Origin of the sequence: Microbacterium immunditiarum (assembly GCF_013409785.1) — a bacterium.
GTDB classification, from domain to species: Bacteria; Actinomycetota; Actinomycetes; order Actinomycetales; family Microbacteriaceae; genus Microbacterium; species Microbacterium immunditiarum.
Genome location: NZ_JACCBV010000001.1, coordinates 63,486 through 77,124, shown reverse-complemented (window position 1 = coordinate 77,124; position 13,639 = coordinate 63,486). Strand labels below are relative to the sequence as shown.

Annotated in this window: 7 protein-coding genes; 5 read left to right on the top strand and 2 right to left on the bottom strand. The window is 67.2% G+C overall.

Features of this window, described 5'->3' with window-relative positions:
* Window positions 1-2,658 carry a family 78 glycoside hydrolase catalytic domain gene (locus tag BJ991_RS00310; protein ID WP_179486484.1) on the top strand — a complete coding sequence of 886 codons (2,658 nt, stop codon included), beginning with the start codon at window positions 1-3 and terminating at the stop codon, window positions 2,656-2,658.
* Window positions 2,659-2,779: 121 nt separating this feature from the next.
* Window positions 2,780-6,031, top strand: coding sequence for an alpha-L-rhamnosidase (locus BJ991_RS00305; RefSeq protein WP_179486483.1), 3,252 nt, complete (start codon window positions 2,780-2,782; stop codon window positions 6,029-6,031).
* 562 nt (window positions 6,032-6,593) lie between these two features.
* Here BJ991_RS00305 and BJ991_RS00300 read toward each other — a convergent pair.
* Window positions 6,594-7,907 carry a DNA methyltransferase gene (locus tag BJ991_RS00300; protein ID WP_179492332.1) on the bottom strand — a complete coding sequence of 438 codons (1,314 nt, stop codon included), beginning with the start codon at window positions 7,905-7,907 and terminating at the stop codon, window positions 6,594-6,596.
* A 108-nt stretch (window positions 7,908-8,015) separates the two neighbouring features.
* Here BJ991_RS00300 and BJ991_RS00295 point away from each other — a divergent pair, with 108 nt between their 5' ends.
* From BJ991_RS00295 to BJ991_RS00285, 3 genes are all read left to right on the top strand, one after another.
* Window positions 8,016-8,879, top strand: a complete 864-nt coding sequence (locus BJ991_RS00295) for a DNA adenine methylase (RefSeq protein WP_179486482.1) — start codon at window positions 8,016-8,018, stop codon at window positions 8,877-8,879.
* Window positions 8,880-9,035: 156 nt separating this feature from the next.
* Entirely contained in the window at window positions 9,036-10,601 is a 1,566-nt protein-coding gene (locus BJ991_RS18735; RefSeq protein WP_179486481.1) for an AAA family ATPase, read from the top strand.
* Window positions 10,601-11,860, top strand: a complete 1,260-nt coding sequence (locus BJ991_RS00285) for a 5-methylcytosine restriction system specificity protein McrC (RefSeq protein WP_179486480.1) — start codon at window positions 10,601-10,603, stop codon at window positions 11,858-11,860. The genes BJ991_RS18735 and BJ991_RS00285 overlap by 1 nt, the downstream gene beginning before the upstream one ends.
* A gap of 392 nt (window positions 11,861-12,252) precedes the next feature.
* Here BJ991_RS00285 and BJ991_RS00280 read toward each other — a convergent pair whose 3' ends face one another.
* The gene (locus tag BJ991_RS00280) at window positions 12,253-13,485 is read right to left on the bottom strand and encodes an IS30 family transposase (RefSeq protein ID WP_343048567.1); all 1,233 of its coding nucleotides are present in this window, start codon (window positions 13,483-13,485) and stop codon (window positions 12,253-12,255) included.
* Window positions 13,486-13,639: the final 154 nt, after the last annotated feature.

Sequence of the window (13,639 nt, the reverse complement as noted above, 5' to 3'; positions counted from 1 at the left end):
GTGGTCACGTTGACAGATCCGCGGGTCGAGAAGAAGGTCCGGCCTGTTGGCGTGGACGTCCGGGCGCCACGTCTGTCGTGGGTGGTCGACAGTGCGGAGCGTGATGTCCGACTCGAGGCCTTCCGCGTGCGTGTCGCAGCCGGCCCTGCTGCGCTGAGCGAAGGTGATCTAGTGTGGGACAGCGGGGTACGCTCGGAGAAGCGCACCTGGGTCGACTACGACGGCGCGGCGCTGGCTTCGGACACCGAGTATCACTGGCAGGTCGACGTGGTGACGTCGTCCGGGGGCGCTTCGGTGTCGTCGCACTGGCGTACGGGGCTCTTCGAGCTGGAGGACTGGAGCGCCAGCTCGTGGATCGGCAACGGCCGGGAGCGCCCGGGCGTCCGGCCGGCTCCGCTGCTGCGTACGGAGTTCACCGCGGAGGAACTTCCGGTGGTCGCCACGATGTTCGTCGCGGCCGCGGGTTACGCCCGAGTCTCGCTGAATGGTCATGAGGTGAACGACCACGTCGTGTCGCCGGGTCCGACGGACTTCGATCACACCGTGCAGTACGTCGCCAGCGATGTCACCGCCCTCCTCCAGCGAGGTGCGAACGCGATCGGGGTCGAACTCGGCCGGGGCTTCTACGGACTTACCGGGGGCAACGTTTGGGGCTGGGAGCGCGCGCCGTGGCATGACGAGCCGACTGTGCGGGCCGTGCTGCGGTTGCACTATGCGACCGGAGTGGTCGAGGTAGGCACGGATGGCACGTGGAGCCGCACGGACGGTCCCACACGGTTCGATGACGTATATGCGGGCGAAATTTTCGACACCAGCCACGCCTTCCCGGGGTATGACACGGCCGGCTTCGACGCGAGTGACTGGGCTCGGGCGCGGGTCGTCGCGGGTCCGCGGGGGAACCTCGTCGCGCAGCGGGATCAGCCGATCCGCGCGGTGGACCGTCTGCGCCCGGCGGAGATCCTGGAACGCGGCCAGGGGGTATTCGTAGTGGGCTTTCCCCGTGTGCTCGCGGGATGGGTGCGGCTGCGGGTGCGCGCCGAGGGCAAGACACGGATCACGGCCAGGTACGCCGAGCGTCTGACGCGCGACGGCTGGGTCGACCAGAGTAATAACGGCGAATTCAAGGCCGGCTTCCAGACCGACGTGCTGTATGTCGATGGTGTCTCGATCGACGTGGAGTGGGAGCCGAGGTTCAGCTACAAGGGCTTCCAGTACGTCGAGATCCGCGGCTGGCCCGGATGTCTGGCGGTGGACGACGTCACCGCTGTCGTGGTCCACAGCGATGCCCCGGAAACGGGAGGATTCTCGAGTTCGGACCCGATGCTGAACCGTGTGCACCGCGCGGTCGTCGACACGATCACGAACAACCTGCACGGCATTCCCACGGATACGCCAATGTTCGAGAAGAACGGGTGGACAGGCGACGCTACCGTCGGGGCCGAGATGATGCTGCTGAACCTCGACGTGCACGAACTGCTCGCCAAGTGGATGGCAGATGTCCACGATGCGCGAGACGCGCAGGGCGCTCCGAAGGTCATCGCGCCGGGCCCCGGCGATTGGGGGCAGTGGGGTGTGGCCACCCCCTGGCACGCGGCGTACATCTTCATTCCGTGGTGGCTGCACGTCTTCTGCGACGACGATCGCACACTCCGCTCCCTTTACGAGGGAATGGCGTCGTATGTGCAGATGGAGTTCGACCGGTCTGCCGAAGGCATCGTCGTGGCACCCCGGCTGGGCGACTGGATGTCGCCCGACGCGGACCCTGACGCGGGCAACCCGCCGGAGGACCTGCGAGTGGCGTCTACCGCGTACCTCGCCGAAATGCTCCGGGTGATGCGGGACGCAGCCGATCACCTGGGTCGCTCGGAGGACGCGCTGCGGTTCGACGGGCTTGCCAGGACCGTCGCGCGGTCTTTCCAGTCGGAGTTCTTCGATCCGGCCGGCGGCATCTGCCGCGGTGTCGGCGACGAGGGGTTCCGGCAGACCCACAACGTGCTCGCGCTCGCCTTCGGTCTCATCGGGGGGGCCGAGGATATCCGTCGCGTGCTCGAGGCGCTGGTCGATGACATCCGCACGCGGGGTAATCGACTCAACACGGGCGTGCTCGGAACGAAGTACCTCCTGCGCGTCCTCACGGACTACGGGCACGCCGATCTTGCAGCCGCGGTTGCGCGGCAGCCGGGGTATCCAGGCTGGGCGTACCTGATCGCCGAGGGTGCGACGACGATGTGGGAGCACTGGTCGAAAGCGGCCCGCTCCAGAGGGCACTACTTTTTGGGGACCATCGACGATTGGTTGTTCCGAGATGTCGCCGGACTTGCCGTCTGCAGGGAGCGGGGCGGTGTCGTGCTCGATGTCGCCCCGCGTGTGACCCGGGTTCTGGAGAGTGCGTCCGCGCACACGGTGACGCCGCTCGGGCTGGCGCAGGTCGGATGGCATCGTGACGCGGACGTCCTCCGTCTCGACATCCGCGTCCCGGTCGGGGCGAGCGCACGGGTGCGCATCCCGGCGACGGATCTCCGCCAAGTGACTGAAGGCGGAGTGCCGGTCAGTCTCGCCGACGGCTGCGTCGGCTTCCACGTCGACCGCGGAGAGGTGATCGGTTTCGTCGCATCCGGTCGATATCACTTCTGCGTCGGCATCCCGGGGGCGTCGTGAACGCCGATCGGAGGCCGAGAGGGCGCCACGGCGTCACCGACGTGCCGATGGCGCACGCAGCGGGGCGTTCTCGCGGCTGGTCGCGACATGGTTCTGCCGCCCATTCAAGCGAAGGAGCTCCATGAACATCGTCGTGGCCGACCTCTCGGTCGAAGGCACGGGCCACCCCCTTGCCATCGATGATCCGCACCCGCAACTCAGCTGGAAACTGTCCGGCGAGGATCGCGGCATTCTGCAGTCGGCCTACCAGATCGTCGCCGCCACAACGCGCGAGCGGCTGGAGGACGTTGTTGTCGATCTTTGGGACAGCGGTCGCGTCGAGTCCTCCGAGTCGGTCAGCGTGGCCTACGAGGGCGAAGTGCCCGGGCCGGGGTCACGCATCTACTGGAAGGTGCGCGTCTGGGCGGGTCCCGGTGAGCCGTCGGCGTGGAGCGATGCCGGCTGGTGGGAGAGGGGCCTCGGCGACGCGTGGGAGGGCGCCTGGATCGGCGGGCCACAACTGCCCGCCGAGACGCTCACGTTCGCAGGGGCGAGATGGATCGGAGCACCTGGCACCGTTGCGGGAAACGACTCGATGCCGGCTGGAGACCAGTGTATTCGGAAGGAGTTCGACGTCCCCGCCGACCGCGAGCTCGAGCGCGCGCGGATGCTCATCACGGTTGACGAGCGCTACGCGCTGTCGCTGAATGGCGACCCAGTCGGCTCGACGCCCGAGGGCGGGGGCTGGCACATAGCCCAGGTCCTGGACCTTACTGACCACATCCGCGCGGGCAAGAATGCCTTGTCGATCCTCGCGACGAACGCCAAACGTTCGCCTGCCGCCGCGATCGGCAAACTTGTGTTGGAATTCTACGACGCAGAGCCGATCGTCGTCGCCACCGACAGCACGTGGGTGTCGGCGGCGACCGCGCAAGCCGGATGGACGGGTGTCGAGTTCGACGACAGTGGCTGGCCGGCGGTGGCCGACCTGGGGTCGTACGGCATCGAGCCGTGGGGTGCGGGCGCCGCACTGCCGGAGTCGAACGCGCCCGCCCCTCTCTTGCGCACCGCGTTCGAGGTGGGAAGCGACCTCGTCCGGGGGCGATTGTATGTCGCGGCCGCGGGATATCAGATCGGAACGATCAACGGAAAGCCGGTGAGCGGTCACGTCTTGGAACCCGCCACCACCGACTACGACGAGAGTGTCATGTACGTGCCGTACGACGTCACTGATCTGCTGGATGCGGGAAGCAACGTGCTGGCCTTCGAGCTCGGTCGTGGCTTCTTCGGTCTGAACACGGCGAACGTATGGAATCTGCACCGCGCGTCGTGGCACGGAGAACCGAGCGTGCGCGCCGACCTCGTGCTGGAGTACGCGGACGGGTCTCGCCAGAAGGTGCTGACCGGTCCCGACTGGCGTGTGTCGGCAGGCCCGACACGAACCGATTCCGTCTACGCGGGCGAGACCTATGACGCCCGCTTCGCGCAGCAGGGGTGGGCGACGAGGGATTTCGACGACTCGCACTGGGCGCTCGCGTCTGTCGTGGACGGCCCGCGGGGCTCGCTCACGCCGCAGCTCGTGCAGCCCATTGAGGTCGTCGAATCCTCTCCCGCGGTGGTGGTGACGGAGTCTCGCCCCGGTGAGTACATCGTCGACTTCGGGCGGACCATGAGCGGATGGGTCGAGATGTCGGGCTCTGGGGACGCGGGCCGTACCGTGCGCATCGAGTACGGGCAGCAGCTACGGCCCGACGGCACCCTCGACCTGGAGCAGGGCTACGTAAAGGGCGGACGATTCCAGCGCGACGAGTACGTGTTCTCCGGCACGCAGACCGAACGTTGGCAACCGCGGTTCAGCCAGAAGAGCTTCCGCTATATCCAAATAGGCGGCCTTGACGCGGCCCCGCCGCTCGAGATGTTCGTCGCGAAGGGCGTGCGCACGGCCGCCGAACAAACCGGCACCTTCACGTCATCCAACCCGCTGTACGGCCGGATCCACGACATCGTCGTGCGCAGCCTCGGTCATCACATGCTAGGGATTCCTGCGGTCGATCCGATGTACGAGAAGATCGGTTGGACTGCGGACGGCCACCTCAACACCCCGGGCTTTGCCCTGAATTTCGATTCGCGAAACTTCCTCGCGAAGTGGCTGGACGATCTCGAGCAGTCGCAGCACCAGGACGGGTCTTTGCAGGTCATCGCGCCGACCGGTGGATGGGGAGATTCGAACGCGCCGGATTGGACGATGGCCTACCCCATCGTCATGTGGGAGTTGTGGGAGCGCTTCGGTGACCGTGCAGCGCTCTCAGACCACATCGAAGGAGTGCTCCGCTATCTCGATTCCGAGCTCGCGAAGCTCGATCAGGAGGGGCTCGCGTCCACGGTGCTCGGTGACTGGCTACCCCCTGGTGACACACCCGCGTCCGAAGATCGGCGACTGCCGGCGAGTGCGTACGTCTACCGCGGCCTACATATCGGCATCGCGGCCGCGCATACGCTCGAACGCACGGCCGACGAGGCGCGGCTTACCGAGGCTGCAGCAACCCTGCGGCATAACTTCAACTCGAAGTTCTTCGACGCTGAAGAGCAGATCTACCGCACGGCGTCCGACTCCGGATATCGGCAGACGAGCAACGCGCTTTCGCTCGCGTTCGGACTCGTGCCCGAGGAGAGCCGGGCCGCCGTGGCCGAGGCGTTAGCTGCGAATGTGCGTGCGAACGACAATCACCTCGACACCGGTACCCTCGGCACCGCGGTCCTCCTGCAGGTGCTGATGGACACCGGCCACGCCGCCGAGGCGCACGCGATCGCCGGGCAGCGCACCTACCCCAGTTGGGGTTACTGGATCGAGAACGGGGCGGACACCCTATGGGAGACGTGGACGCTCACGCACAGCGGGCAGGGCCGCCCGCCGGGTCGTGACCACTACCTCTTCGGGTCGATCGATCCGTGGTTTTACGAGTCACTCGCCGGAATCAAGCCGCTGGAGCCGGGGTACTCGCATACGCTGATCGCGCCGGCCGTGAGCCCTCTGCTCCCCCACGTCGCGGCGACCGTGCACAGCGTCCGCGGAGCGATCTCCGTCGACTGGTCGCTGGATGACGCAGGGTCGGCGGGCATGGTGGTCGTACCAGGCAACGCGACAGCGGAGCTGCACCTTCCCGTCCCGGACGGCTTCGAGGTGACGGAGAACGGGCAGGCGCAGATCGACGGCGTCGAGCAACTCAAGCCTGGCGTCTATCGCCTCGGCTCTGGCTCATACGACCTCGCGGTGCGCCGGATCGGTGGTAACCCGGGAGACGACGAACGGGGAACGGACCCCGGAACCGGTCAGCCGGGGACAGCGGCTCCGATCCTCGTGGATTCCGGCGGCGCGTTGCTAGACGGTATGTAGTCGCGGCCTTTGTGAGGGGCACGCGCCGGGGGCCTCGCTCACAAAGCTCTTGGGTTACCAGGCGGCGGTGGTCCGCCCGCCTATCCCGCATCTGTGGGAGGACCCGTCTTCACAGGGCGTACGAGTGTCGGGGGGATGCACACGGCCGTTCGGTCGCAACAGCGGCGATCGAGGGAGTGACCGGAAAGCTGTTCAGATGAACCGACCGCCGGGAACGACCTGATCCTCTCTTGGGCGCGAGAGCGCCGCGGCGGTAGCCGGTGCGGCAGATGACGCCGATGGTGTCGTCCGGATGGAAGCGGGCCGGAAGAGCCTCGCGACCCGCACCAGCCAGGGTCGAAGCGGGGGTCATCGCCACAACCCGTCGAGGTTCACGCTGACCTCAAAGTGCGCGGAGAGGGCATCGCCTCAGCATGGCGTGCCGAGGTGGCATGCGCGCCAGCGCGACGGCGGCTCTCGCGCGATGGACGAGGAAATGGGAGAGGGGGGCCGCGCGCCGGCACGCAGGCGGCCTTGCGGCGATGGCAGCAACTCATCGAGCCGGCAGCCCAGCCACCGAGATTCAGGCCGAGCGTTTCCGGACGAACGGCAATGGTGCATCGCGAAGCGCCGCGCCCAGGGCACTCGCACGATGAACGCCTGTGAGCGTCCCGAAGCGGGGCGCGACGTGCACGACCTTGAAACTGCCGCCGCCGGTCCAGGACACCTGGCCGGTGATACCGCCCTTGTCCTCGCCGCTGACGACCTGCCGAAGACGGGGGAGGGTGAAGTCGAGCACCGTCTGCGTGTTCCGCTCCACCGTGACCCAGTGTCGCCGCATCTTGTGCGCGGTGGCAGCCGTGGTCCCCGACCCAGCGAACAGGTCGACGACGAGCTCGCCCGGGTTCGAGGCGATGTGGATGATGCGCTCGAGCAGTTCCTCGGGCTTCGGGGTGTCGAAGACAGGGCGACCAGGGAACATCTCGAGCAGGTGCCTCTTGGCGTCGTCGTTGGTTCCGACGTCCGCCGAGCCCCACACCGTGAAGGGCACGAGGCCCCTGAGTTGGTGCGCGAAGAGCTTGATGCGCGGGGCGCCGGCACCGTTCCGAGGGAACCAGATGCGGTCCTCCGCGAGTAGGTCTCGGTAGGTCGCCTCCGTGGCGTACCAGCTGCGGCCTCGCGGGGGTCGGAGGACATCGCCGGTGGGCGTGACGATGTCGTACTGCTGCGCCTTGCGGTAGCCGGGCGCCGTGAACGGGGCATCAGACCACGGTCCGCGCGGGTCGTCGTCGCGGTTGCGAAGCAGCGCCTCGTCCTTCACGAGCAGGTTACGGCTCAGCTTCCACTTCCGCGGGCCGGAGGGGGCGTACACGAGCACGGTGTCGTGGTTGCTGCTGAACGCGGCGCGTGAGTCGCGCGTGGTCCGCTTCTGCCACACGACTGACGCGACGAATGCGCCCTCGCCGAAGACCTCGTCCATTACCACGCGGGCGCGGTGCACCTCGCTGTCGTCGAGATGCAGCCACACGGAGGCGTCCTCGCGCAGGAGTGGCTTAAGGGCCGCGAGCCGGTCGCGCATCATGCTCAGCCACATCGGGGTGGCGAGGGAGTCACCGTACTGGTTGAAGGTCTTCTGCGTGTTGAACGGTGGGTCGATGTAGACGACCCGGATTCCGGCCGCTAGGACCGGTGTCTCGCGCAGCGCCTCGAGTGCATCGAGGCCGTCGCCGACTACGAGCACGTTCGACGTCGGGCCAAGCGTCGAGCCGAACGCTTCGACCTTCAACGGGGCACGGAGGCGCTTGTCGCCGTCCTCGACCCACGTGTAAGAGGTCGCGCCGGAGGCGTGCAGGGGGAGGTTCTTGTTCGGCCAGACCAGCTCGACGCTCCCGCTCACGATGGTCCGCAACTCCTTCGACACCCGCGGCCGCCTCCGATGTCGGTGGCCTGCTCCAGATTAGAGTGGCAAGACCCACTGACATCGCAGGCACTCCGGAGGCCGTTCATGCTGCAGACCGCGCCGCCGAAGGTCACGAAGCCCTTCGTCCGCTGGGCAGGTGGGAAGACCCGCCTGCTCCCGCGCATTCTGCCGCACGTGCCCGACGCGTTCCAGAACTACCACGAGCCGTTCCTCGGTGGCGGCGCGGTTTACTTCGCCGTCGAATCCCGCATCGGCGGCCGAGCGCATCTCGCCGACCTGAACAAGCACCTCGTAAACGCCTGGGTCGCCATGCGCGACGAGCAGGAGGCCCTGCGCCCGCTGCTCGACGCGCATCAGGAGCGCGACTCGAAGGACTACTACTACGAGATGCGGGCCCAGGTCCCGACCGACCCGCTCGAGAGCGCGGCTCGGTTCCTCTATCTCAACGCGACATCCTGGAACCACCTCTGGCGGGAGAACTCCAAGACCGGCGCCATGAACGTGCCGTGGGGCGACCGGCAGTTCAAGGGGTTCACTGAGGACACGTACGCCGGCCTGCGGGCGACACTGAGCCTCGCCGACATCCGGACCGAGGACTTCCGAGTAGCCCTCGACCGTGTGCAGCCCGGGGACTTCGTATACCTCGACCCCCCGTACCTGCCGGTGTTCAGCAAGCCAGACTCCGAGAAGGAGCCGACGGCGAAGTTCAACAAGTACACGGCTAGGACGTTCGAATTGCGGGACCTTGTCGAGCTCGCTGCGGCGTGCGAGGACATGACGCGCCGGGGCATCCGCTGGGTGATGTCGAATCGCGACACGTCTGGTGTGCGGGAGTTGTTCCATTTCGCCGATATCGTGACCTTCAGAACACATCGGTCACTGGCTGCGCAGAGCAAGCGCGAGGTCGAATCGCACCTTTCCCCGGAGGCCATCGTCATCGGAAGGTGAGTTGTGGGGTCTCAGCCGGTCGAAGCAGTCTGGGTATGGAAATACACCCGCTCCAATTTCGGGGCTGCCTACGGTCGCCTCGGGAAGGCGCCGTATTCGCACGACTTCCTTCAGTCCGGTGGTCCGTCCTCCCAATGTGGCGGGCTGCTCTCTCGGGTGTTCGATGTCCCCGCGGTCCCCAACGCATCCCATGACATTACGTACCAGTGGCCCGGTGGCTCCCATCGCGGTTTCGTTTCGTTCTCAAGCGAGCGCTTCCACGTCGGGTGGGGCTATAGCGACGCGCCACTTCCGTGGAAAGTCTCGCTGAATCCCTCCCCAGCAACGGTCGAGACGTTTCCCGGTGACCCGACGAAGGCTGTGTTTGCCGATGCTGAGACCCAGTGGGCGGACTTTGCATCACGAGACCTGGACCCTTACGTCGTCGCCGTCAAGCTCCGCGACGAGAAGGATGTGCTTCATATCCGCGCGTTCCTAGGCAAGCCGCAACCGGGTCTCGAGTGGGCCGCACTCGACCAAACCCCCGCTGTCGTCCAGGAGCGCGCTGCAGCGACCAGAGATAGCGACGCGTGCCGAGCCATCGAAGTATCGGGCGGGGTTGCAGCTGAGCCGGATGTGGCTGCACTCATCGAGCGACTTGTCGAGAATCCCAACATCCTCCTCGTCGGCCCGCCAGGGACGGGCAAGACGGTGCTGCTCGAGAAGCTCACGCATTTCGTGGAGAACGCCGCTGGCGGCCTGCTGTTCGACCCCGACAAGAACCACGACGCGTTCAGTGAAGCGAACACCGGTCTGCCCGGCAAGGCGCGCGTCGTCGTGCTGCACCCCGCCTACACTTACGAGAACCTGGTCGTCGGCTTGCTGCCGCACCCGGCGAAGAACGGCGTTTCGGTGAAGCCCACGCCGGGGCCGCTCGTCAACCTCGCGCAGTACGCTGGCAACCCGGACACCCGCGCGTTGTTGGTCCTCGACGAGTTCAACCGCGGGAACGCCGCTGCGGTCCTCGGCGACACCATCGCGCTACTGGACAAGGACAAGCGCGGGCGCTCCTTCGTGAATCTCCCGTTCGGAGAACTCGGCATCGACGTGCCCGACGAGTTCAAGCACGGGAAGGACGTTCGAGTGCCGGGCGAGTTCACGCTCCCCTCGAACCTCTGGGTCGTCGCGGCAATGAACTCGTCCGACCGCTCGGTCGCGCCGCTCGACGCGGCGCTGCGCCGCCGCTTCTCCATCATCGAGATGCCACCGAACTACGACGTCCTCGCGCAGCAGCTGAACGCAGCTGAGGACCCCGACTTCGCGGCACCACTCGACGAGTGGACGACGGGCACCGTGGCCGCTCTGGCCGTCGAGCTCCTCCGCGCGCTAAACGGGCGTATCGACGCCGTGCTGGGCACCGACTTCCGCCTCGGGCAGTCGAACTTCTGGGGTATCCGCCGCGATACCGTGGAGGACGCCATCCACAGTCTGGCGAGCGCCTTCGACTTCCGCGTTGTCTCGACGCTGCGCCTGGCCATGCAGGACGACGACGGCGCGCTCGCGGCCGTACTGCGGGCCGGCACCGCGGAGACACCAGACACCCGGGCAGACGCGACGGCAACCTGGAAGGCGGGGGATTCGGAGCTCGGCACGTACGCCTCTGCCCGCCTCCACATCCGCGAGCTGTCCACGCTCGGCGCAGCGGACGCCGTCGAGGAGCTCAAGCATCAAGCGAAGCTGTGATGTCCGAGCGGCACTCGTTCCGCGAGTTCGAGCCCCAGGTCGTCGAGCGTCGGCGCCGGGACGAGATGACGTCTGCCGCAGCCGGGCTCGTCGAACAGCTCAGGCCGCGTCTTCGGCAGTTCACCACCGACGGCGACGCAGTCACGTTCATGAACGTCATCGGCTCGTTCACGCTGCCGGGCGGCGACGTCATCGAGGTCGCGCCGAAACTGCGGGTCGACGACTGGACGACCGCCGTCATTCACCTGCTCTCGGACGACACGCGCCTCGCGGTTGCCGGCAGCCAGCGCTCCCGCCCGTCGCAGCGCCGCGATGACCTCTCAGCCGCCCTCGCGCTCGAATACGCCCGCCGCCTCGAACGCGCCATCCGCCGCGAGGGGCCGCTGCAGGTGTACGAGCGCAAGCACCACGTCAGCCGCCGGTGGAGCGGGCGGCTGGACGTCACCCGCTGGATGCGCGGCGTCGTCCTCGACCCGGCGCGATTCCCGATGAGCCGCGACGAGCTGAGCGTCGGCAACGACTTCACGCGCGGGATGAGTGTCGTAGCGGGGTTGCTCAGCCGCTCTGCCGCCGGCGGCGAGCTCGCGTCCCGGTTGCGGCGACTGCAGAGCGCTGTGGTGCCGGGACAAGCGATTCCGTCGTTCGTGAACCCGATGGTCGGGCGGCGGCGCCTGCCGTCGCAGTGGGCGGCGTACGGGCCCGCGTGGGACATCGCTGCGCCGCTGCTGCGGAACCGCTCCGTCGTTGGCGACCCCGGCCACGCAACGGGCCTCGAGGTCGCGGTCGAGCCCTGGCCGCTGCTCGAAACGCTGCTCGAGCGCACGCTGAGGGCCGTCGTTGCGCTCGACCCCGCGCTGCATCTCGCATCGAAGACCACACACCCGCTGCTACGCGACGCCGCGACCGGCAAGGTCGCGCAGGGCGTCGAGCCGGACGGGCTGCTGCGCTGGGCGGACGGGCGGGTCGCGGCGACCTTCGAGGCGAAGTACTCGAGCGCGACCCCGCCCGCGCGAGACCACGTCTTCCAGGCGCTCACGACGGCCGCCGCGCTCGATTCGCCGCTGGCAGTGCTCATGTACCCGGATGACCGACCCGCGACCGCCTTCGATGTGGTCGGCTTCGAAGGACGTCCGGCACGCCTTGCTGTGGCCGGCATGCGGATGTTCTCGTACCGCCGCGGCGTCGGCGACACCGAGCGTGCTGATGAGCTCCGGCACGTGATGCAGGCGGCCTCGCCGGCGGGGGAGTTGCGGCTGTAGTCCGGGCGCCGTGCCTAGGGCGTGTTGATCAAGAGGTCTGGGTTAGTGGTCGGCGAGTCTCGATGATGTGACGCGTAAGGAGATCTCGGATGAGGTTTGGGCTGTTCTGGAGCCGCTGATGCCAGTGCCGGTGGGGCGTTCGCGACCATGGACCAATCATCGTCGACTTGCAACGCTCCGCTCATCGCTGTTCTGGATCAGATCGGACTTGATCCACACGTCCGAGGTTGATAGCCGCGTCTAGATCCGAGAACTGTTGCGATACGCGGTCACCGACGGACCGACGTGACCGCTACGATCGATTCCACTAGATCGCTCGCATAAGTCCCGCGGGAAACCGGTGTCGACGGCGCCCGAACTCTGAACGTTTTCGGCGCCTTGTATTCCAGCAGTCATCGCAACGAGGGATGGTTCTCGGAGGCTAGCAAAGCAGTGAAGAGGTCGTGTGGCGTGCGGTCGCCGAGTGTCATCCGGGGACGTCTGTTGAGTTCGGACTCGACGCGAGCGAGGTCACGTGGGCTGTGCACAGACAGGTCCGTGGATTTCGGGAAGTACTGACGCAACAGGCCGTTGGTGTTCTCGTTGCTGCCGCGTTGCCAGGGGCTCGCGGCGTCGCAGAAGTAGATCCGCGTTCCGGTGTCGGCGGTGACGTCGAGGTGATTGGCCATCTCGGTGCCCTGATCCCAGGTCAGCGTGCGCCGCAACGGTGGCGGTAGTTCGCCGAGCGTGCGGACGAGGGCCGCGTGCATCTCGATCGAGTTGAACGCGGGCAGATGTAGCAGCTTCACGTAGCGGGTCTGTCGTTCCACGAGCGTGCCGATCGCAGATCGATTGTGAGGGCCGACGATGAGGTCCCCCTCCCAGTGGCCGGCCTCCGAGCGGTCGGAGGGATCGAAGCCGCGCTGGTGCACTGACAGCATCGGCTGCGCGAACCGCCTCCCCGCCCGGATCTGCCGGGTGTGACCGCGCCGATGGTCACGCCCGGTCCGTAGCGGTGACGGCGCCGGCTTGCGCAGAATCCCGGCCGATGGACGGTAGATGGCCTGATAGATCGTCTCTGCCGCCACTCGCCGCGCCGGCTCATCGGGGTGTGCGCGTTGCAGGGCGCGGGAGATCTGCTGCGGACTCCACCTCTCCTTGAGTCTGGCGGTCACGTATGAGCGCAGCTCAGGGTCGCTGCTCAGCTTGAACGCTCGGGTTCTCCGCCGCCGCGCTGCGGCGGCCGAGTGCGCGTGAAACGGCCGGTACTGCCCCGATGGATGCAGATTGCGTCGCAGCTCCCGGCTGATCGTGGATGGCGCCCTTCCCAGCACGGTTCCGATCGCGGTCGGACCGAGGCCGCGCGATGCGAGGTCAGCGATCTGCACCCGCTCCTCCTCCGACAGGAACCGGGGCGAGATGACACGGGCGGCAAGCGGCTCGAGCGGGGGCACGACCTTGACGGTGCCATCCTTGCGCCTGACTGTCGTGCCGTTCTTCCAGATGTGCGCCGCGGATCGGCTCACTCCCACCTCGCGGGCGGCGGCGGCCATCGACCAGCCTTCAGCAAGCAGCTCAACGAACCGCTTCCGCGCCAATGACTTCGGCCTACGACCCGGCCCCTTCCGAACACGACGAGACGACATACGAGAACCCCTTCCGGATGGTCCTCGTGCGACGGTCACTAGAAACCACCGCGCCGCTACTGTCCAGTTTTCGAGCGCCGTCGACAACCGGACAGGGGGGCGAGATAACGACTTGGGGCACGTGATGCCGTGGCGCGAAGGGCCGCGGCAAAGT

Bases quoted from the DNA above. Each gene is read 5' to 3' on its own strand.
- BJ991_RS00295 (WP_179486482.1), top strand. From the start codon at position 8,016: ATGCTGCAGACCGCGCCGCCGAAGGTCACGAAGCCCTTCGTCCGCTGG.
- BJ991_RS00305 (WP_179486483.1), top strand. From the start codon at position 2,780: ATGAACATCGTCGTGGCCGACCTCTCGGTCGAAGGCACGGGCCACCCC.
- BJ991_RS00280 (WP_343048567.1), bottom strand. From the start codon at position 13,485: ATGTCGTCTCGTCGTGTTCGGAAGGGGCCGGGTCGTAGGCCGAAGTCA.
- BJ991_RS00285 (WP_179486480.1), top strand. From the start codon at position 10,601: ATGTCCGAGCGGCACTCGTTCCGCGAGTTCGAGCCCCAGGTCGTCGAG.